This window comes from Clostridium facile (genome assembly GCF_014297275.1).
GTDB classification, from domain to species: Bacteria; Bacillota; Clostridia; order Oscillospirales; family Ruminococcaceae; genus Massilioclostridium; species Massilioclostridium facile.
This window is the reverse complement of sequence record NZ_JACOQK010000001.1, coordinates 2,214,152-2,236,134: the sequence shown is the minus strand read 5'-3', so window position 1 is coordinate 2,236,134 and position 21,983 is coordinate 2,214,152. Positions and strand designations below refer to the sequence as shown.

Annotated in this window: 19 protein-coding genes and 4 tRNA genes; 16 read left to right on the top strand and 7 right to left on the bottom strand. The window is 38.7% G+C overall.

Annotated elements, in window-relative coordinates:
- Positions 1–39 precede the first annotated feature (39 nt).
- From H8Z77_RS09275 to H8Z77_RS09260, 4 genes are all read left to right on the top strand, one after another.
- Positions 40–837, top strand: coding sequence for a hypothetical protein (locus H8Z77_RS09275; RefSeq protein ID WP_186996835.1), 798 nt, complete (start codon positions 40–42; stop codon positions 835–837).
- Entirely contained in the window at positions 824–1,696 is an 873-nt protein-coding gene (locus tag H8Z77_RS09270; protein ID WP_186996834.1) for a hypothetical protein, read from the top strand. Before H8Z77_RS09275 ends, H8Z77_RS09270 begins: the two co-directional genes overlap by 14 nt.
- Positions 1,697–1,714: 18 nt before the next feature.
- Positions 1,715–2,404 (top strand): ATP-binding cassette domain-containing protein, encoded by a 690-nt coding sequence (locus H8Z77_RS09265; RefSeq protein WP_069987715.1) that lies wholly within the window; start codon positions 1,715–1,717, stop codon positions 2,402–2,404.
- Positions 2,405–2,655: 251 nt separating this feature from the next.
- Positions 2,656–3,840 carry a hypothetical protein gene (locus H8Z77_RS09260; RefSeq protein ID WP_186996833.1) on the top strand — a complete coding sequence of 395 codons (1,185 nt, stop codon included), beginning with the start codon at positions 2,656–2,658 and terminating at the stop codon, positions 3,838–3,840.
- Between the two features lie 305 nt (positions 3,841–4,145).
- Here the strand turns inward: H8Z77_RS09260 and H8Z77_RS09255 are convergent, their stop codons facing one another.
- Both H8Z77_RS09255 and metG read right to left on the bottom strand, forming a co-directional pair.
- Positions 4,146–4,922: a TatD family hydrolase gene (locus H8Z77_RS09255; RefSeq protein ID WP_186996832.1), complete on the bottom strand. Its 777-nt coding sequence runs from the start codon at positions 4,920–4,922 to the stop codon at positions 4,146–4,148.
- A gap of 56 nt (positions 4,923–4,978) precedes the next feature.
- A complete protein-coding gene (gene metG, locus H8Z77_RS09250; protein WP_186996831.1) occupies positions 4,979–6,925 on the bottom strand; it encodes a methionine--tRNA ligase in 1,947 nt (648 codons plus the stop codon).
- A 336-nt stretch (positions 6,926–7,261) separates the two neighbouring features.
- Between metG and H8Z77_RS09245 the strand changes: the two genes are divergently transcribed.
- Both H8Z77_RS09245 and H8Z77_RS09240 read left to right on the top strand, forming a co-directional pair.
- Positions 7,262–7,338, top strand: a tRNA-Pro gene (locus H8Z77_RS09245).
- An 82-nt stretch (positions 7,339–7,420) separates the two neighbouring features.
- Complete coding sequence (locus H8Z77_RS09240) at positions 7,421–7,669, top strand: hypothetical protein (protein ID WP_069987709.1); 249 nt, start codon at positions 7,421–7,423, stop codon at positions 7,667–7,669.
- Positions 7,670–7,737: 68 nt separating this feature from the next.
- Here H8Z77_RS09240 and H8Z77_RS09235 read toward each other — a convergent pair whose 3' ends face one another.
- Entirely contained in the window at positions 7,738–8,280 is a 543-nt protein-coding gene (locus H8Z77_RS09235) for a nitroreductase family protein (RefSeq protein ID WP_186996830.1), read from the bottom strand.
- A 239-nt stretch (positions 8,281–8,519) separates the two neighbouring features.
- Here H8Z77_RS09235 and H8Z77_RS09230 point away from each other — a divergent pair, with 239 nt between their 5' ends.
- The gene (locus tag H8Z77_RS09230; RefSeq protein ID WP_186996829.1) at positions 8,520–10,079 is read left to right on the top strand and encodes a S1C family serine protease; all 1,560 of its coding nucleotides are present in this window, start codon (positions 8,520–8,522) and stop codon (positions 10,077–10,079) included.
- Positions 10,080–10,377: 298 nt separating this feature from the next.
- Entirely contained in the window at positions 10,378–11,886 is a 1,509-nt protein-coding gene (locus H8Z77_RS09225; protein ID WP_186996828.1) for an IMP dehydrogenase, read from the top strand.
- Between the two features lie 501 nt (positions 11,887–12,387).
- Here the strand turns inward: H8Z77_RS09225 and alr are convergent.
- The 3 genes from alr to rpsT form a co-directional block, all read right to left on the bottom strand.
- On the bottom strand, positions 12,388–13,551 hold the full coding sequence (gene alr / locus H8Z77_RS09220; protein WP_186996827.1) for an alanine racemase: 1,164 nt from the start codon (positions 13,549–13,551) through the stop codon (positions 12,388–12,390).
- Positions 13,552–14,099: 548 nt separating this feature from the next.
- Positions 14,100–14,273, bottom strand: coding sequence for a hypothetical protein (locus tag H8Z77_RS09215; RefSeq protein WP_159427354.1), 174 nt, complete (start codon positions 14,271–14,273; stop codon positions 14,100–14,102).
- Between the two features lie 183 nt (positions 14,274–14,456).
- Positions 14,457–14,711, bottom strand: coding sequence for a 30S ribosomal protein S20 (gene rpsT / locus H8Z77_RS09210; RefSeq protein ID WP_069987698.1), 255 nt, complete (start codon positions 14,709–14,711; stop codon positions 14,457–14,459).
- A 223-nt stretch (positions 14,712–14,934) separates the two neighbouring features.
- On the opposite strand from rpsT, the gene gpr reads away from it, so the two are divergent.
- The 8 genes from gpr (at position 14,935) to H8Z77_RS09170 (ending at position 20,039) form a co-directional block, all read left to right on the top strand.
- Positions 14,935–15,798 (top strand): GPR endopeptidase, encoded by an 864-nt coding sequence (gene gpr / locus H8Z77_RS09205; RefSeq protein ID WP_186996826.1) that lies wholly within the window; start codon positions 14,935–14,937, stop codon positions 15,796–15,798.
- Between the two features lie 62 nt (positions 15,799–15,860).
- Entirely contained in the window at positions 15,861–17,018 is a 1,158-nt protein-coding gene (gene spoIIP / locus H8Z77_RS09200; RefSeq protein ID WP_069987694.1) for a stage II sporulation protein P, read from the top strand.
- Between the two features lie 6 nt (positions 17,019–17,024).
- Entirely contained in the window at positions 17,025–17,321 is a 297-nt protein-coding gene (locus H8Z77_RS09195; RefSeq protein ID WP_186996825.1) for a hypothetical protein, read from the top strand.
- Positions 17,322–17,473: 152 nt separating this feature from the next.
- A tRNA-Pro gene (locus H8Z77_RS09190) sits at positions 17,474–17,550 on the top strand.
- 63 nt (positions 17,551–17,613) lie between these two features.
- Positions 17,614–17,689 (top strand) — tRNA-Thr (locus H8Z77_RS09185).
- 28 nt (positions 17,690–17,717) lie between these two features.
- Positions 17,718–17,803: transfer RNA gene (locus tag H8Z77_RS09180), tRNA-Tyr, on the top strand.
- A 791-nt stretch (positions 17,804–18,594) separates the two neighbouring features.
- Positions 18,595–19,329 carry a toll/interleukin-1 receptor domain-containing protein gene (locus H8Z77_RS09175; RefSeq protein ID WP_186996824.1) on the top strand — a complete coding sequence of 245 codons (735 nt, stop codon included), beginning with the start codon at positions 18,595–18,597 and terminating at the stop codon, positions 19,327–19,329.
- A gap of 473 nt (positions 19,330–19,802) precedes the next feature.
- The gene (locus tag H8Z77_RS09170; RefSeq protein ID WP_186996823.1) at positions 19,803–20,039 is read left to right on the top strand and encodes a hypothetical protein; all 237 of its coding nucleotides are present in this window, start codon (positions 19,803–19,805) and stop codon (positions 20,037–20,039) included.
- A 120-nt stretch (positions 20,040–20,159) separates the two neighbouring features.
- Here H8Z77_RS09170 and H8Z77_RS09165 read toward each other — a convergent pair whose 3' ends face one another.
- Positions 20,160–21,530, bottom strand: coding sequence for an MATE family efflux transporter (locus tag H8Z77_RS09165; protein ID WP_069987685.1), 1,371 nt, complete (start codon positions 21,528–21,530; stop codon positions 20,160–20,162).
- Positions 21,531–21,983 lie beyond the last annotated feature (453 nt).

Here is a 21,983-nt window from a genome sequence, read left to right as displayed (position 1 = left end):
AAACAGATTTAGATATATTCCATATAAGGGGGGATTTTTATGGGGCGTATGTTTTCCAGTTGGAAAGCAGATTGTAATCGGTTTATTTTTAATTCCCGTTTTTGGTTAAGTGTCTTTTGCATAGTAGCGATCTGTTTTTTGAGCAGTTCTTATTATATATGGGAAGGAACAGGCGGCATTACAACAGTAAGTAATATTTTGTATATGACAATTGTCTTTTCTAATTCTATTATTTTACTAGTATTGTTCGCATCTTTTCCCGCAGCTTCCAGCTTTTGTAGTGACTGGAATTGCCAGTATATCCGCTGCCATGTTTCCCGAAGTGGAATAAAAGGATACATTGGAGGACGAATTTTAAGCTGTATTACATCTTCTTTTTTGGCATGTTTTTTAGGAATATTGTTATTTGTACTAATATTGCTTACCTTTTTTCCTTTGGCAAATGCGGAGCGAGATGTTAGTTTGAATGCGATTCCAACTTTACATAAGTTATATCTTATTTCACCATGGTTGTACCTCATTTATCATATCTTTATTATATCATTGGCAACAGCTACCTGGAGTGTAGTTGGGTTATGTATTTCTGCATGGATTCCCAATCGGTTCATTGCCCTATTATCACCATTTATTTGTTATTATATATTGGATACATTTTCTTTGCAGTTGCCAATGTTGATAAACTTTTATCATATCAACAAAGGAACAGATATTTTAAATATGGGAAATCCTTGGCTCAACTTATTATATATTATAGCAATATATACTGTTCTAATGGCCTTATTTGGCTGCTTATTTGGAAGGACAGTAAAAAGGAGGGTTGGCAATGAGATTACTTAAAAACTCCTGGTTTGTATGTTGCCAAAACTTCCGGAAATGGCGGCATGACTACCGTATTATATTGGCGGCAATTTTAATTTTGATCGGGGTAAATTATTTTTCCGGTACATTGGGCAGTGTGTGTACTGGAATGGGATTGAAAATGTCACCTTGGCTATTTCCTTTTTTGTTTACTTCGAGTTTATCCAGTGTCATTCTGTTTTTACCATTATTGCTGATTTTTTGCAATGCCCCTTTTATAGATGCCAATCAACCTTATTCTATTATCCGTACAGGACGTACTGCATGGAGCATAGGGCAGATTGTTTATATTGGTTTGACCAGTATCGTCTATTTATTATTTATAATTTTTGCGAGCATTCTGTTACATATCGGCCACATGGAATTTACAACAGATTGGGGCAAATTTTTTACTAGTATGGGAAATTTGACCTTTCATACAGATGTTTATATTCCAATTTCCATTCCCACAAGGATTATTAACTATTTTACACCATTACAGGCAATGTGGTTTACTTTTTTATTTTTATGGTTTAGCTGTATGTTTGTTGGTTTAATTGTTTATTTGTTTAATTCGTTGACGAATACTCGGATTGTTGGCGTAGGAATTGCGGGTGCCTTTTTAGTGTTTGATGCGTTTTTATCTTTTACATTGGCACATCCAAATGTAAACTATTTTCTATACCATTTTTCACCGGTCACCTGGAGCCATTTAAACCTGATTGAGATTGATTACGGCACCACACAGCCAACTTTTCCTTATGTGATGATAATGTATATTATACTAACTGTAATTTTGACTGTAAGCTGTATTTGGGCAAACCGTAAACAAACCATTGAAGTTTTACCACCTGTATAAAAGAGAGGAGTGTCTATTATGGCAGATTATGCGATACAAGTCAAACATCTAGTAAAATCATTTAAAACAGCAACTGTATTAAACGATATCTCCTTGAATTTTGAGCGTGGAAAGATTCATGGATTGATTGGTAGGAATGGATCTGGAAAAACCATGCTGCTAAAGTGTATGTGTGGTTTTGTAATACCCACCAGCGGGGAAATTACCATCAATGGAAAACGGATCGCAAAAGATATAGATGTTCCGGATGACATCGGTATTATCATAGAAGCGCCTGGATTTTTGCCTAATTATGACGCTTACCATAATCTAAAATTTTTGGCAATGATCAAAAATAAAATTGGAAAAGAAGAAATTTTAGCGGCAATCAAACGAGTCGGATTGGATCCCGATAGCAAGAAAAAAGTAGGAAAATTCTCTTTGGGGATGCGCCAGCGCTTGGGGATTGCCCAAGCTTTGATGGAAGACCCGGAAATTTTGTTGCTAGATGAACCGATGAATGGCTTGGATAACCATGGTGTGGATGAAATCCGTAAATTATTGTTGAACCTTCGGGAAGAAGGAAAAACCATTTTGATTGCCAGCCACGGCAAAGAGGACATTGAGATTTTATGCGATACAGTGCATGAAATGGATCATGGAAAAATTATTTCCGAAATCATCAAAGAAAAGGAACAAGCTGTTACTGTGGAACCATCAGGCGAATAATTTGTTTTTCTTCCAATAAGAAATAGCTCTACTTTTTATATAAAAGGTAGGGCTATTTCTTTGGTAAAATTACCAATTGATAGATGAAACTAAACATTAGATTTGAGATTGATTGTGATAAAAATCGACAAAAAACCACAATATAGATTGAAAACATCTACCCTGCGTTGTATACTAAAAGTAGAACATAGATGTGAATACTTTGATTACTCGCTAAAATAACAGTTCCATGGAGTAAATGAGGTGGTATTATGAGGAAATTTTGGATAATTTGTATCGTTCTGACGGCTTGTTTGACCTTTACAGGATGTCCCAATACTAAAGAACAGGCACAGGATTTTAGTTACCTGGAAGTAAATGCAGATGTAGATTTATCCACCACAAATCCAGAAGAATTTTCCAATTACCCCAATTATATCCGGAAACAGTATGATGACCATACTTTTTGGGATGTGGAAATTGAGGTGCCATCCCCACAACAGTTTAATACCTATTATGCAACTATGAATCTGCCGGACCACCAGTTGTGGATTGATACCTTTTATCCAGGAAGGCAGCAGGATGTAACAGTACGTATTCCTCCGGAAGATGAAATGGTAGACTTACCTGATACGGACCAGCAGTATGTTGTAAAAAACGATACCATGATATTTACGGTAAGCAGGGAGAATTCTTCTTATTATGCCAGTGATCAGGATGGTTGTACTGGAGCGTATGGATTTTTAATGCAGGCAAACGGCGTCTACTATCCCCCATTGTCCCGTTATGCTTCAGAGGGAGATTTGCAGTCTTTATCACGGCAGGATGCGGTAGAGCAGGTAAACAATATCATTAACCAATTGGGGCTAACAGTGGATCTCAACCCAAAAGTATATCCCTTAACCTATGAAAATATGGTACGGGCAACAAAAATTGACCTTTCTTATGGAAAGAAAATAGAGGAAGGATATTTTATCCAATATCCTGTTTCGGTGGATGGCGTCCCCATTTTTTCGGACTTTCATTGCCGGTCCGAAATGACAGATTCGATTTATGGTTATGGAAGTACGGTAGCGGCGGTTGTTACGAAGGATGGAGTACGGGGATGGCAATCCTTCGCGTTTTATGATACTCGCTTAAAAGAGGAGAATGTGCCTGTCATTTCATTACAGGAATTGCTGGATAGTGTATCGCAACGACTGGCGAAAGCATTTAAAAACCAAAAATCCCTGGTAAACCGTGTAGAACTTTGTTATTTTCCAATGGTGGATACCCCGCATGCGACAGAAGTTATTTTACAGCCGGTTTGGGTAGTGGATACATTTACATTAACGTCGGATGAGATCAGTTTGGAGAGCCTGGATAAATTCCAAAGTGGGCAGCATGTCCGGTATTTTGTGGACGCGACCACGGGAGCATATCTTGTTATTGGGGATATGATTACCCATCAGTGCTAAATCTATGTGCTATAATTTGGGTGGAAATGATTACTGTATTTGGCATAATAAACGAGAAAAGAGGATTCCTCAATAAGTTAAGGAATCCTCTTTTTGTACGGTCTAGCTTGAAACACCCCAGTTCGATTACTGATTGAAAAAATTTCCACAACAGGTTAATTAGTAGTTAAGTGGTAGCTTATCTATTTGTATACAATAAAGTTGTTCCTAAAAATTTAGTAGAAAGTAAGCTGAAAGTAACTACTTCTAAAGTGGACGTACAACACCAGCTTATTGGCAGGTATCCTTTGTGGTTTGTCTTTCTATTATAATGAAATACCAAATAACCGGCAGGTGTTTTCTCTGGCGTGGGCAACCAATTCCTGCGGGGAAACCTGTTTGATTTCCGCCAGTTTTTCCACTGTGTAAGGCAGCATAGTGGAATCGCAGCGCTTTCCTCTGCATGGGACAGGCGCCATATAGGGGCAGTCGGTTTCAATCAACATCCGGTCCAATGGGACTACTTCCGCCGCGGAAACAGTTTTTTTGGCATTTTTAAAGGTAATCACTCCGGTAAATCCAATGTAGTACCCCATATTTAGCAGTTGTTTCGCGGTTTCCGCACTGCCGCTAAAACAATGAATAACACCGGTTACTTCGGGAAACTCGTTTAAAACTTCCAGAGTATCCTGGGTTGCTTCCCTGGAATGGATTACCACTGGAAGATGTAACTGTTTTGCCAATTCCATCTGTTGACGGAACACGTTTTTCTGGATATCCCTTGGACTGAGGTCATAATGATAATCCAATCCGATTTCCCCTATGGCAACTACCTTGTCATCCTGGGACATTTGCGTTAATTCTTCCAGATAGTTTTCCGCAACCCCTTCCGCTTCGTGGGGATGCACCCCAACAGCGCACCAGAAAAAAGGGTATCGGTGTGCTAGCTGAAAACTATTGCGGGAAGTTTCCATATCGCTGGAAGCATTGAGTACTGCCCGGATACCATTGGAGGAAAGGGACGAAATCAAATCCTCCCGGTCTTCCTCAAATTTTGGGTCATCATAATGGGCATGGGAATCAAAAATACCAGTTAATTGCATCTTATCACCTTCTTACGAGAATAAAAGGACCAGCCTGCGGACTAGCCCTTTTTTGTTTATCTAATTTTTGCGCCGCATGGAATGGATTCATCCACAAACAGTACTTTTACTTCTTTTTCGGAACAATCTGCTGCAAGGATCATTCCCTGGCTTTCCACACCACGCAGTTTTGCTGGCTTTAAATTGGAAACAATAATTACTTTTTTGCCAATTAAGTCTTCTGGTTTATACCAAGTGGCAATACCAGAAACAACTTGGCGTCCTGCTGCTCCATCGTCCAATTGCAGTTTTAATAATTTATCGGATTTTTCTACTTTTACGCATTCCTTAATTTGTGCGACGCACAACTGTACCTTTGCGAAATCATCAATTGTAATGACGCCTGGAACTGTTTCTTTTTTCTGCTGTTTTTTCGGAGCTTCTTTTTTTGGTTTAGCGGCTTCGATTTCCGCTTGGATTTCCGCCAGTTTTTTTGCCTCGTCAATACGGGCAAACAGTGCTTTTGGTTGACCTACTTTGGAACCAACTTGAATGCCGTTGAATCCCTCTAGGGAATCCAAACTATCTAAGCTGCTGTTGATCTGGGCAAGTATTTCTTTGGAAGTATCCGGCATGAATGGGGATAGCATTACCGCAATCCAACGAATACCCTCTAACAGATTGTACAATACCGTACCCAAGCGAGGCATAGAGGATACTTCTTTTGCCAAAGACCAAGGAGTGGTTTCATCAATATATTTGTTGCAACGGCGGGCAAAAGTCATAATGGCGTCAATGGCGTCGGAGGTTTTGAATGCTTCCATACAGGAAATAAACTTTTCTTTTGCTGTTTTGGCAGCGGAAACTAGTTCCTCATCCAATGGTTCTTTAGCGGTAGGCTCACAAACGCTTCCTTCAAAATATTTGTTTACCATGGTGACAGTACGGTTTACCAGATTGCCCAATGTGTTTGCCAATTCAGAGTTATATCTTGTAATGACATTTTCGTAGGTAATGCTACCATCCTGGGCGTAAGGCATTTCACTTAAGAGGTAAAAACGGACTGCTTCCATAGAGAACTGACGGGAAAGGTCATCGGCATAAATGACATTGCCGATAGATTTACTCATTTTGTCCTGACCAGATAACAGCCATGGGTGGCCAAAAATCTGTTTTGGCAGTGGGAGGTCTAACGCCATTAACATGATTGGCCAGTAAATGGTATGGAACCGGAGAATATCCTTTCCAATAATATGGACATCGGCTGGCCAGTATTTCTCGAAAGTTTCACTGCTGCCATCTGGGTCATATCCTAAGGCGGTAATATAGTTGGTTAGAGCATCAAGCCATACATAAACCACGTGTTTTGGATCAAAATCCACAGGGATACCCCATTTGAAGGAAGTTCTGGAAACACAGAGGTCTTGCAGCCCTGGTTTTAAGAAGTTGTTGACCATCTCATTTTCACGGGATTTTGGTTGAATAAATTCAGGGTGGTCCTGAATATACTGCATTAAGCGATCCTGATATTTGCTCATACGGAAGAAATAAGCTTCTTCTTTGGTTGGAACCACTTCCCTGCCACAGTCAGGACATTTTCCATCCACCAGCTGGGTTGGGGTCCAAAAGGATTCACAAGGGGTGCAGTACATCCCTTCATATTCACTTTTGTAAATATCCCCTTTATCGTATAATTTTTTAAAGATTTTTTGCACTACTTTTTCGTGGTAAGGGTCGGTGGTACGGATAAAAGTATCATAACTGGAACCCATCAAATCCCAGATCTGTTTGATTTCCCCGGAAACCTGGTCTACATATTGCTGTGGAGAGATACCAGCGGATTTCGCTAACTCCTCTACTTTTTGACCATGCTCATCAGTACCGGTACAAAAATGCACATCATATCCTTGCATGCGTTTAAAGCGGGCGATTGCATCCGCCAATACAATTTCATATGTGTTGCCTATATGAGGCTTTCTAGAAGCGTAGGCAATTGCCGTTGTCAGATAGTATTTTTCTTTCATATTCTAAAACTCCTTCCGCCGAATGGGGCGTATGATATTCCTAGGGCTATGATCCTTAGGGGATAAAAAAGATATATCAAAATTATTATACCATATTTCTGGAAAAACCCAATGGTTTTTATAAAAATTCTGTTTTTGTTCAATACTTATACTCTATAAACTGCGGTAATGGCAGTGTCACCTGATAATAAATGGAACAGAACTTTATTTTACAACAAAAAATATCTTTTTCTTTCCAACCATTATACATTATCGCAACAGCTATCATCGCCGAAAAAGCGTAACAAAATCCCCTTGACTTTGCCAGAATCCCTATGCTATAATAAAACTTAATATCTGGGTGTAGCGCAGCTTGGTAGCGCGCCACCTTGGGGTGGTGGAGGCCGTGGGTTCAAGTCCCGTCACTCAGACCATGACGAGTGCTCTTCACAATGGGTGAAGAGCCTCTTTTTGTATTGCAAAATAGTGGACGATTACCGTAAAGGAGCTTAAAAAATGGATTGGTTTTTTGATATTCGGATTGATATTGTTCTTTTCATTGGTTGTTTCATCTTCGGTTTGTATGTCTTAATTGGAAAACCAGCATGGCTATTAAGGATGTATCGGAAACAGAATGAGAAATACCACCGTGACAGCAAGCCAGAAGAAGAAGCAAAGATGTACCGAAATACGGGGCTTATTTTTCTTGTGGCAGCAGTAATTGAAATTATTATCATTGTATTTCATTTTACCAAAGGTGCTTAAAACAGAAAACAGGCGCACCAGCGCCTGTTTTTCCTTATCCTATTGTAATCTGAAAAAAGGGGCGACCATTAATCCTGAAAAGGTTCGCCATATCGTCCAAACGAAACTTTTTGGCTAAATTCTTCTCTTGGGCGTTGTTTTGGCTGGTAAAGCGGAACACCGACAGGGGCAATACAATAGATGTGTTTTTCCATTGGTATTCCCAGTGCTTGCTTGAGTGGGTCCTCATCCATAATTTCGCCAGCGGCAACCGTACCGAGACCGGCATCATGGCATGCCAGCCAAAAGGCATAAAAGGAAGTGGCGGCATCCGCCATAAAATATTGTTTTCCCTGCGGAGTTTCTACTTTGGAAGGATCTGCGATACAAACTACTACATACGGTGCCGTAGACAGGCATTTATAAGCGGGGTTGGTTTCTGGAATGGATTGTGCCATAAACTGCTTCGTAGCTGGATCATCTACCACAAGGTATTCCCAGCACTGGCTGTTTTTCCAGGAAGGTGCTTGTAACGCAAGTTCTAACAGCTCATGGATCGTTTGTTTACTTACAGGGTCCTCTGTAAATTTACGGACGCTGCGGCGTTCTGTAATGGCTTGACGTAATTCCATAAAGTACATCTCCGTTTCCATAGTATTTAGTTCTATATTATAGATATGGTTTTATTATAGCACCTTGTCATGTTGTTGTAAATTCTGTTTTTGCGGGAATACATTCAAACAAAATACATATAACTTTATAAGAAGTTTCATTCCTTCAACACTTTTTCATCACATTGCAAGGGTACAATACAGACATAGACAAAAAAAGAAGTTACAAACAGGAGATCACAGAAAGGGTAGTGACAAATATGGATGAAAATAAAAACTTTATGACAGGTGAACCAAACGAACCTGATAGAGATAGAACAAATAATTCCCCTTATCATGAAGGGGCACAAAACACAGCAGAACAGGCGACACCTGTTACCCCAACCAACCAGGATGCGTCTACAGAACCTTCTGCTCAGGTGGTAGGTCAAGGCAGTACAATACCAAAACAGGAACCCCCAACCCCTGTTTCCCCTTCCTACCAAACCACTTACCATGACCATACCAATACAGGTTCCCAAACATATCAGGGTTATGGTTACAATTATAATCAATACATGGCACAGCAACAGGCGGCACAAACACAGCAGCCATCAGGAAACCCAACATCAAATCCACAACAGACAGAATTTTTGGATTCTATCTCCCCTATTGTAACTCCAACCCCAGAATCGAAACAGAAGAAAAAACAAAAATCGCACTCTGGCTGGGGAGTTAAAATTGCGGCAATTGCTTTGATATGCGCTTTAGCTGGGGGGGCTGTTGGAGGTGGAACGACCTACTTGCTATTAGGAAATAATCCTACTAATAGCAATAGCTCCACACCGGCTACCAATGTGAATATTGATGAGAGCTATAATTCCTCTGTAGAGGCAATTGCGGATAAAGTATTGCCATCCGTGGTAGGAATCCGTGCTAGTTATCAGAGTGCTGGTGGATTTTTTGGACAATCAACCCAGAGTTCTTCTGAAGGCTCCGGTGTTATTTACCGGGAAGACGGTTATATCATCACCAACTACCATGTGGTAGAAGGTGCAAAGGATAGTGGTACAATCAATGTTTATATGGATGAAAACGACAGTGATGGTACAGAAGCTACGATTGTAGGATATGACGCAGGTGCGGACCTTGCAGTATTGAAAATTAATAAAACAGGGTTAACACCGATTGAAATCGCGGATTCTGACCAAATCAAAGTAGGTCAGGTTGCTGTAGCGGTTGGTAACCCAGGTGGCTTACAGTTTATGGGCTCTGTCAGCGAAGGAATTGTCAGTGGTTTGAATCGTACCTTGACTTTGGAAAGTGGTCAGAGTATGGGCTTAATCCAGACAGATGCGGCAATTAACCCTGGTAACTCTGGCGGTGCTTTAGTAGACGGTACCGGGAAACTGATTGGCATCAACAGCGCGAAATTAGCGAGCAGTTCTAGCTCCTCCACTAGTTTTGAAGGGATGGGTTTTGCGATTCCTTCCAACGAAGTAGTGGAAATTTGTGACCGATTAATCAATAACGAAGGCAAAAAAGCCGCTTACCTTGGCGTTACCATTGATATGAGATATACTACCGATGTACTGCAAAGTATGGGTTATCCACAAGGAATGGTTGTTTCCAGCGTGGTGGAGAATTCTCCTGCTGGTCAGGCTGGAATACAAGGTGGGGATATTATTACCGCTATGGATGGAACCGAACTGACCAGTTATGATATCCTTGCCAGTGAATTGGCAAAACATGCAGCTGGAGACCAGGTTACCCTGGAGGTGTTCCGTTTAGGCCAAACCTTAAATGTTACTGTAACATTGGGTGAAACCAGCGCAAGCTAATATAATTATTTTGCTATCTTCTTTTTCATATATAATCTTCTTTTTACCCTCGAAAACAGGCTGCCTTTTTGGTGGCCTGTTTTCCTTTTGTCATGAAAGAGCGTAACTGGTCCAATTTTGTCTTTTTTGTCTGATTTTATTGGAATTCTTGTTTGCAACCGTTGACTTTATAAGGATAAAGATTTATAATAAAAAATAATTATCCTAGGAGAGTATAACATTTTTTACTTTCTGCTGTACAGTCGGTTCTACCGGCATTGTCCACAAGGTTATATTTCAAGATAAGGAGAGTACGATTATGGCTTATTTTTACGAAGGAACATCCCATACCTTTAGTGAATACTTGTTGGTACCAGGTTATTCCTCTGCTGAGTGTATTCCTGACAACGTCAGCCTAAAAACACCAGTTACCAAATTTAAAAAAGGGGAAGAACCAGCGGTTACAATGAACATCCCAATGGTATCCGCAATTATGCAATCTGTTTCGGATGACAAAATGGCAATTGCCTTGGCAATTGAAGGCGGTATTTCCTTTATTTATGGCGCTCAAACCGTTGAGGATCAAGCTGCAATGGTAAAACGTGTAAAAGATTATAAAGCTGGCTTTGTTGTAAGTTCTTCTAATATTCAGCCAGATAAAACATTGCAGGATATCTTGGATTTAAAAGAAAAGACAGGGCACTCCACTGTTGCGGTAACAGACGATGGTACTGCACATGGAAAACTGTTAGGGGTCGTTACTGGCAGGGATTACCGTGTGAGCCGTATGTCTTTGGATACCAAAGTGTCCGAATTTATGACGCCATTTGAAAAATTGATCTACGCTGACAAAGGCACTAGCCTAAAAGAGGCAAACAATATTATATGGGACCACAAATTAAACTCCCTCCCTATCGTTGATGAAAACCAAAAATTATTGTATTTTGTATTCCGCAAAGACTATGCTTCCCACAAAGAAAATCCACGTGAATTACTGGATGCCAAAAAACGCTATGTTGTGGGTGCCGGCGTCAATACCCGTGACTATGAAAAACGTATCCCTGCTTTGGTAGAAGCTGGTGCGGACGTTTTATGTATTGACTCCTCAGAAGGCTTCTCCGAATGGCAAAAACGCACCATTGATTTTGTGCGGGAAAAATATGGTGATACTGTTAAAATCGGTGCAGGTAACGTAGTAGACCGTGAAGGTTTCTTGTTCCTGGCGGAAGCAGGGGCAGACTTCGTTAAAGTTGGTATTGGTGGAGGCTCCATCTGTATTACCCGTGAAACCAAAGGAATTGGCCGTGGACAGGCTACTGCAGTCATTGAGGTTGCAAAAGCTCGTGATGAATATTATGAAAAAACCGGTATCTATGTGCCAATCTGTTCGGATGGCGGTATCGTATACGATTATCACATTACTTTGGCTTTGGCAATGGGTGCGGACTTCGTGATGTTGGGTCGTTACTTCTCCCGTTTTGACGAAAGCCCAACCAATAAAGTAAACATTAATGGCAACTACATGAAAGAGTATTGGGGCGAAGGTTCCAACCGTGCTAGAAACTGGCAGCGTTATGATTTAGGCGGAAAAGGTGGGCTTTCCTTTGAAGAAGGAGTGGACTGTTATGTTCCATATGCTGGTCCATTGAAGGATAATGTGAGCTTGACATTGAAAAAGGTTAGCTCTACGATGTGTAACTGCGGTGCGTTGACGATTCCAGAATTGCAGAAAAAAGCAAAATTGACACTGGTATCCTCTACCAGTATTGTAGAAGGTGGCGCGCATGACGTCCTATTAAAAGAAAAAACCGCAACTACTGTAAAATAATATTATTTTATCATAAAAAAGGATGTTACCAGCGGATTTTGCTTGTAACATCCTTTCTTTTTCTATCTAAATGAAATCCCGAATTTTATGGAGGATAGGAAGAGGAAGCTTTACCGGAGCAAAGTAAATAGAACAGAAACCAATGGTTAATTGGACAGATTGCCGGTATCTAATGGAACCTGTTTATGGATAGTAGGGTGTATGATGTTCAGTGTCCATTGAGCTAAGTCAATAGCAGACCCATCCAGGATCTATGTATGCTACAATCTCAGCGGTTGTCTTGATAAATTATTTTTTGAATTTTAGGATTTCACAGATAAGATAAAAACACACGGTTTACAATAGAACCTATTATTCCCTGTAAAAACTGTTTTTATCGTTGCGACAGTGAAAGGAATTATAAAATAAGGTAGGCGGATAAAAAATTATCGTCACTGCTTATCAAGATTCAATACTATCATGTAAATAAAAAACATCAGTTACTCACTGATGTTTTTTCATTTAATATTCTATTACTTCAATTAATTTCCCATTTTGGTAGATTGCTCTTGGTACACGTTTGCTGATTTGACAAACCAGTTCATAACCAATGGTACCAATGCTTTCCGCAACCTGATCTGCGGTTATTTCCAAATTACCGTCTTTTCCAATTAGAGTGACAATATCCCCTTGCTTTGCGGGAATTCCTGTCACATCCAACATGAGCTGGTCCATACAGACATTGCCGATAATGGGAACTTTTTGTCCGTTTACCAATACATATCCTCGGTTCGATAATAGCCGTGGCCAGCCATCTGCATATCCAATACAGACAGTGGCGATTTTTGTTGCTTTTTTAGTGGTAAAGGTTCTAGAATATCCCACTGTAACATTCGCTTCAATTTCTTTTACCATCGAAATAACAGATTTTAGTTGCAATACTGGTTTTAATCCAGGGATTGTTACTTGGCCACTTGGGTGTAATCCATATAATACAATGCCAGGGCGCGCTAAATCATAGTGGTTCCCTTGTAACATTTGGATACCTGCACTGTTTTGTATGTGAGAAACCCCTGTGTGATATCCTTTTTGCTGTAGCTGTTGTATCATTTGGTCAAAAAGCTGCTTTTGGTGTAAGGTGAAATTTCGTGGTCCCTCTTCTGTACTGTCAGCATGACATAAATGGGTAAAATAGCCCTCTATTTTTAGATGGGGGTAGTGATAAAGCCGTTCAATCTCCCCTATTTCCCAACAGGATTGGGTTGCCTGGAAACCAATTCGGGACATTCCTGTATCCAAAGCAACATGGACTCGGACTGTAATACCAGCTTTTTGTGCTGCCAGATTTAATTCTTGAGCGAACTCAGGTGAAAACACGGTTTGTATAATGTTGTATTTTACCAATTCTTCCGCTTGTTCCACAGGGGTATACCCTAAGATTAAAATATCGCCTTGAATTTGGTCATCTCGCAGTGCAGTAGCCTCATCGATATTGGAGACACTAAAAAAATGAACTCCTAACTCTTGCAAATGCCGTGCCACAGGTTCTGCACAGTGTCCATAGCCATCCGCTTTGACGGTGGCAATGATGTCAGTCTGGGGCAATAATGCTTTTATTTGATGATAATTGTGTTCCAAACAATCCAAGTTAATTTCCGTCCAGGTACGTTTTGTATAAGGCTGCATAGCCGTTCCTCCTCGGAGAAAAATTCTGTGTTATTTATGATACTACTTTTTATAAAAAAGTGCAAATGTTGAATATTCAGGCGGTTTTGCAAGAAAAATGTAATTTATTAGAAATAGAAGGAATTAAAAGGAAAATAAATGATTACATGTGGTAATATTTTATGGAAATAAACCTACTTTCAACTTTTTCAACACACTTTTCAACAAATGTGGAAAAGTCAATTTTTAAAATCAACCCATTGTATTATGGATAATTTGCTGAAAATACGGGAACTATTTTATTTACATTTCCCTTTTTTTAAAATATACAGAAAGTTTTCATCATTTTCCACAGAGTTTTCAACTAGTTAGTAAGTTGCTGGTTTTTTTCTGGATAATAATAGGAGTTGTGAATAATTTTCAACATAGAAAAGCGGTATTCTGGAAAAATAAGAAAAACAATCAAAACAAGACTTATTCTGTAAAAATAAAAGATAAAAGCGCCTGTTGCCCACAACAGACGCTAATCTCGATCACCTGTAAAAAAGGGAATCCTATGAATTGTAGGTTTATGCAACACCGCAATCGTCATAGTCTTTCCATTTATCTTCATAAGCACGTTTGCTGGATACCTTATAGAACCAGAGCGCTACGGTAGAAGCAATAGCAGCAATGCTTAACAGGATTGATATAATTGTTATTGATCTTTTATGCGCTTTTTTACGTTCAAGCTGTGTTGACATAAGACCACCTCCATTATTTATTTATATGATAATATAACTTGGGTATTCTGTCAAATGTTTTGTAGAATGTTTACAAAAGGGAAATAAAAATCATATGGGATACAAATGGAGTTTACAACAAAGAAAAAAGCAATCCCTGAGAGGTTAACGGGATTGCTCATATTTTTCTTATCTTTTAAAAAATTAGCCGTTCAGTTTTTTCATCAGCTGGGATTTTTTACGTGCAGCAACGTTTTTGTGGTAAACGCCTTTTGCAGCAGCCTGATCCATTTTTTTGATGGCAACTTTTACAACCTCAGCTTTATTGTCAGCGTTAGCAGCTACAGCAGCATCAGCAGCTTTTAAAGCGGTTTTTAACGCGGATTTTGTCATTTTGTTTTGCAGAGTTTTGGTTTTAATCACTTTAACTCTTTTTTTTGCGGATTTAATATTAGGCATGGTGACACCTCCTTAGTATTTTCTTCCACAGATCTCGAACTCATCTGATTCAGATAATTTCGCAGCAGGCACGAGACACTGATACCTACTGACAGCATTAATTATGATACCATGTTGTACAAAAAAAATCAATAGTAAAAAACATAAAATATTCCCTGTGTTTTCAAATAATCCTGTATGAATCTGCCCATACTAAAAGAAAAGCATCGAAAGGAATGAGGTTATGGGTATTCGGACAGATTTGATGATAGAACATACCGCTTTTGCAAAAGAGATTACTCCGGATGGCATTACCCGGAATGTGATTCAAAAAGGGCATGTAACCGTTACCAGGATAGTGGTGGAAACAGAACAGGCTGCCCAACGGTTGGAAAAGCCCCAAGGGAGGTATCTTACGTTAGAGATGGACTCCTTAAAAGGATATTCCGGACAATTTGAACAGGAAGTAGAACTAATTGGAAAAGAAATTTCCCCTTTGTTACCCAAAGAAGGGTTGATTTTCGTAGTCGGTTTAGGTAACTCTCAAATTACTCCAGATGATATTGGGCCACATACCTGCCGTTACGTTTTGGCAACAAGGCATTTAATCAACGGGATTGCAGAACAGACGGGGCTCGACATGTTACGCCCCGTAGCGGTAGCTGCCCCTGGAGTATTGGGTCAAACAGGGATGGAAACAGTAGAAATAGTCGCCGGTATTTGCCAAAAAATCAAGCCCGCAGCTGTGGTAGTAGTAGATGCCTTAGCGGCTCGGGATATCAACCGTTTGGGTAGGACTATCCAAATTTCGGATACTGGTATTGTCCCAGGCTCAGGAGTGCAAAATCGGAGGAAAGAACTCTCTGTTCATACGTTAGGGGTACCGGTTATTGCAATTGGAGTTCCAACCGTAGTGGATATGGCAACAATTGCAAGTGATTTATTGCAAACTAATAATCAGATTCCAGACCGAGCGAAAACAATGATGGTGACACCTAGGGAAATTGACCAAATTGTAGCACAATCCTCGAAAATGCTCGCTATGGGGTTAAACTGTGCACTTCAGCCAGAATTGAGTGTATCCGAATTAATGGGATTAACAGCATAATTTTTTATTTCCATTCATATAATGTGTGGTAACCGAATGATATAATAAGGAGGAAACCACATATGGCAAGGCGGCATAAAACCATCCCCATAAAAAAAGCAGCATTGGCGGCCGGTATGGTGTTTGCGCTGCCGTTGTTGGGAAAAGGGTTTGTGATGAGTATCCCCTATGTCAGCGCTATGGCAGAACAAGCGGCGTTTGTTTCCGCAGGAATTACCCTGCCTGAAGGAACAATGTCGTTTTTTACCCAAGCAAAACAAGATAATGATGCTTCCCAGCCAACAGAACAGACAGAAGTTCAAACAGGAGGACAACAGGAGAATACTTCCCAACCGGAAACTAGTCCCTCGCCAGATTCTGTTTCTACCCCACAGGACGTTGGTATTACACAGGAAGAAATTGATACCTATAGCAACCATGACGGAACGATTGTTAGAAAACAATATACAGCGGGAAGTACTACTCAATATTTAAATATTGGGGGAAGCGCTTATATCTATAATACCACAAATGTGGATAATAACACAGTATTGCAGGCGGCTAACAGCTTACCAGACTTTAAAATAGCAGCGGATGGCTCCCCACAGGTATTAATTATGCATACCCATACGACAGAGAGTTATGACTTGGCACCAAGGGATTTTTATGATAACCGGGTCCCTTCCCGAAACCGGGATACCTCTCGGAATATGGTGAGGGTTGGGGATGAAATCGCCAAACAATTAGAGGCAGCAGGGATTGGAGTAATCCACAGTTCCGCAGAGCATGATTACCCTTCTTATAATGGAGCTTATGACCGTTCCCGGGAAACTGTCCAGACCATTTTAAAAGAAAACCCTTCGATTAAAATAGTATTGGACATCCATCGTGACGCAATTTCCACTAAGGATGGCACCCGTTATGCCCCTATAGCAAACATTAATGGGAAAAACGCAGCTCAGGTCATGATTGTTTCCGGCTGTGATGATGGCACAATGAATTATCCAAATTATTTAAAAAACCTTAGCTTTTCATCTTTATTACAAAAACAGATGGAAAGTGATTATCCAGGGTTAACCCGTCCCGTTGCTTTTAAATATAAATTTTATAATCAGGATTTAACAACAGGCTCCATTTTAATCGAAATGGGCGGTCATGCGAATAGTTTGAATGAAGCGGTATATTCTGGAGAACTAGTGGGAAAATCATTGGCAAAGGCTTTGTTAAGTATACAAGAATAGGATAGTATGAAACAGGAAAAAAAATATTTTTGGCAATTATTTTTTCAAGCGGCAGCAGCTACTGCTGCGGTAATCATTTTTTTTGGCTTGTTATTTGTGGTAATGAACCGCAGTCAACAAGCAATCGTGGGGGTTGGTATTCAGATTTATCCTCATGCCAATGGTGTAGTAGTCGACTTATATGGCAATGGATATCTTCTGGATTTTACCCCTTGGCAGCAGTTCCAGGCATGGTGCCAGGAACACTGGATTTTGGTCCCGCGTTGGATTCGTGCAATTGGGTATCTGTTGGGGTTGAGTTAAAATTCCAACAGATATTTTTATGTTCCAAAAAAATTGTTACAAAGGAAAGATAATAGCTGAAAAAAATAAATTTTTTGCAAAAAAGTGTTGACAAAATAAAATGAATCAGTTATAATAATAAAGCTGTTTGATTTACAGCAATATACAACTTACGGGGTGTAACTCAGTTTGGTAGAGTGCTTGGTTTGGGACCAAGATGCCGCAGGTTCAAGTCCTGTCACCCCGACCACTTTTTTAAATTTAGTGTTGACAAGTTGTGTTTTATATGGTAAAATACCATACATCCTACTATGCTGGTGTAGCTCAGTTGGTAGAGCAGCTGATTTGTAATCAGCAGGTCGGGGGTTCGAGTCCGTCCACCAGCTCCATTTTTTGTAGGAGCATTTAATTGAATATGGGAGAATTCCCGAGTGGCCAAAGGGGGCAGACTGTAAATCTGTTGCTTTTCAGCTTCGGTGGTTCGAATCCACCTTCTCCCACCAGACTGAGTCTGGACGCAATTTGCGTTCGGACTCATTTCTTTTTCCGGGCAAAGTGCTCGCATTTAAAGTGTTTACCTCTTCCAAAAAGAGTCCAGATGTAATTTACATCTGGACTCTTTTTTTGATCAAGAAACTGCCGATGAAATTGGTATCTAAACCATATACCCTTTTTAGACCTGCGATCGCTTTTTCATTGTGTAGCTTGACTATAAGTAGAATCTACCGAACTATGTCTAAATTTAAAATAGAATTACACTTTAACCATATTAAATCTATAACGAATTTATTAGATTTGCTGTACTTTAACAGTTTTTCGAATTTATGGTAGCTTAGGAATCTTTATAGTCTGACAATAAAACTAAATTAATGGGTTGCTTTTAGAAAAGTAAAAGTTATTTTCAAATGGTATGGGACCTTTATCTAATTTTTCCAATTGGAGCTATCATGTGTGAAACATATAAACTTTGTTTTTGTTACAAAGAAATAAAGTTTTTTAATTGAGTATTGGTTTATTCAAAGAATTACTTTATAATAGTTTTAAGGAAAAATACTAACTAACTTTAATTTCCCAGTTTTAAGCCTTTTTGAAATGATAGTATAATTAGGTTTATTTGTTTCCTAAATCACAGTATTTATTGGATACCAATGTTAAAAAAGCTTTGCTAGATTAATACCCCATCATGTTAGTAATTTAAGTGGTAAATCCGTTGTTTCTCAAGAGGAATTATTAGTACACTTCTTCTAACATAGATAGTAAAAATAAGTAGATACAAGTTTGAAAGGTGGTTATTATGGTTTCTTATCTGGAATATGGACCTGTAATTTGTTTGGAGGGTTCTTTTAAGGGACAAATAGGGTATCTCGATGATTTTGATGAGGATAATGGTAAAATACTTGGAATAGTGTATTTTGGAAACCCATTATTATGTTCCTCTTACTTCCTTATCCCGGTTAATTATTTGTCAAATAGTATTACAATGCACGATATTATTCAATGTAAAGAAAAATTAGCGAGCCGAATATCCCGTCAAAAAGACAATAAAAATAAATCTCAATTATTATTGGAACTAGAATTTGTAAACACACTATTTTATGAGAGGCGTATTACGACGCATACTTTATCAAAAAGTGGATTGAAATTATTTATTTCCCATTCATCCCAAGATAAAGGTTATGCCAATTTATTATATGCTGATTTAAAGGATGCAGGTTGTATCCCGTGGTTGGACCAATGGGATATCTTAGGCGGTCAGTCTATACCAACTGAGATTGAAAAGGGAATTGATAATAGCGATTTCTTGTTGATTTTATTATCCAAAAATTCCGTTGCATCTAGTTGGGTTAGGGCTGAATGGGAATCCTCTATTTGGGATGAAAATCAAGACAAACAGGTGCGAGTAATACCAATCTTGATTGAAGAGTGTACAATACCGAGATTTTTAAAAACAAAAAAATACATTGATTTTAGGCAAGACTATGGAAGTGCTTTCCGTGAGCTATTATATACAATTGATAAATTAAAATAAGTTTGGATCTATATTAGAACAAAATAAAGGGGCCAAAATCCTGTAAATTTAACCCTATACTAACATTAATGGAATGAAATACTTAGTCTCCTAATACGATTGATCAATAAGCCATAAGATACCTATTAAAAGAAGCAAAGCTGTAGGTATAGAAAAATTTTCAAATCTGTTTGAAGGATAGCAATCAGCAATTTTACATCGTATATCGAGTGCTTTCTATCATTATTTCCCAGAAAATATTTACTTGTTCTGTGACGTCGTTAGCCCTAAAACCTTATCATAACTATATCGAAAACTACATTTTAGATAAAATACCGTGTCCCTACCCTATGTGTTTACTGAAACAATATTGAAAACATCGTACCAGTTTTTTGAGTTCTCCTTTTTAAATGAAAATATACCATACAGGAACAGTTTGTAGAGATAGAGCATAGATATAATACATGATAATAGAGAGGAAAGGGGTAAAAATAATGGGGGAAATATGGGTAAAACGCCTTAGTAACCTTTTATGTGTAAAAAGCATTGTCACTTTAATTTTATCGGTAGCATTTGCCTATCTCGCTATTGTGGGTAAAGTTTCAAGCCAGGATTTTCTCACTGTTTTTTCAGTGGTAATCGCTTTTTATTTTGGAACACAAAGCCAACGGTTAAACGATAAACTGGGTACAGGTGAATCGAAAAAATCTTCCTTGCCAGAAGAAAAATAATAAGTAAATTTCATGGGAAGGATAGTTTGGAGAAAATCTATCTTATATAGGAATACCCCCATATTATAAATCGAAATAAAAAACCGGTAGGTGAAGTATTGCTCCATCTACCGGTTTTTATTATTTCTGATTGGAAGAGTTTTCTTGTTGTTCTTTCTTTTTCTTTTGGTCCATTTTGTGTAATTTGTAATGGAACCAAGGACACATCGCAATGATAGAACCTACCCAAGCGCATGGGCTGGCTAAACATACTGCAGAATATCCAAATTTTTTTACCAAAAAATACGAAACTAAAATTCTGGCTGTTAACTCGAATATACCACCTGTCATAGAAGCTAGGCCGTTCCCTATCCCCTTTTGCGAATTTGTATAGATATGTACCAAACAAAGCAATGGAAAGAAAAATGAAATGGTGCTGATATACTGGAATGCATATGGAACAGATTGTTCCCCATTGGCATTGATAAACAGCTCACAAATTTGCCAACCAAATAATTGTACAATAGCAAAACAGGCAATACTGGCAACGAGTTCCCAACGGAAAATAATCCAAAACCCTTTTCTCAACCTGATAAAATTTTTGGCGCCGTAGTTTTGCCCAATATAAGTACCAATTGTGCTTCCAAAAATGGCCATAGGGGAAACAATGATACTTTCCACTTTTGTTCCAATGGTGTAGCCACTGATTACCGCTGTACTCAAGGTATTAACACCACTTTGCAGAATAACAGAACCTATGGAGATGCCCATACTCTGGAATCCAATTGGAACCCCTAATTTTAGAAGGTCTTTTGCGATCTGACTGTTCCATTGGAAATCTTTTTTTTCAAATACAAACCATTCGGATTTTTTTCTCATATATAAATAGAAGATAATTGACAAAACCACTTTTGAGATAACACTTGCAAAAACGATGCCAGCAACCCCAAAAGAAAATACTTTAATAAACAGGTAATCTAACCCCGAATTAAAAAACGTGTTAGCGATTAAGTAAACCAGCGATGTTGTACTATCCCCCATCGCATTCATAGCGCAAGACAATAGAGATGACAACTGGGTAAAGATCATGCTACCCAAAGAAAGACACATATAGAGGTGGGCGCTGGGCATCAATTCTACCGGTGTGTTGATTGTTTCTAGCAGAGGGTATGAACAAATAATCCCCAAACCAGAAATAAAAATAACAAAAATCAACATAATATATGCTGCCATACAGATAGACTGGCGCATCTTATGTTGGTTATGCGTCCCAAAATACTTAGCAATTGTCATTGTAGTGGCGCCTACAATCCCACCGATAAACCCTGAGAATAAAAAGGTAACGGAATTTGTTGCGCCAATAGCGGCCAACTCACGCATCCCTAAAATCTGCCCTATAATAGCTGTATCAAAAACGCTCTGTAGTTGTACAAATGCGGTGCTGATAAAAATAGGGATCGCAAAGCTTATGAGTTTCCGGGACGGTATGCCGGTTGTCATATCTTTGATCATATATTTATCCTTTTCCTTTTCCTGATAAATTATAGTTTATCATTCTTATAAAAATTAGGTAGTTACCCCCTATTTTTTATAGGATTTTTTATCTCATTAACCAGAATGATAAAGTATACTTTTTATTCATTATATCATTTTTATAAAAACAAGTCAATTTAATGTAAATAATTATTATATTTGCCCTAAATTATAGTAAAAATTTTGGGATATCTGATAGAGGATTTTCTATAATCGGCAAGATTCGTCCATTTTTATGTATAAAATCGAGTTTCTTTATATGGGGTGGTAAAAAATTATCAACCCTTTTTCTGTAAAAAAGGCGAAAAATAAAGTGAAATAATTTATAAAAACAAACAAACTTTTATCTATTTTGCACAAAAGAAAAAAAGATTACGATTTGGTAAAAACACCAATAGAAAAAAACAAATTTTTTCATAAAAAACCAGGAAT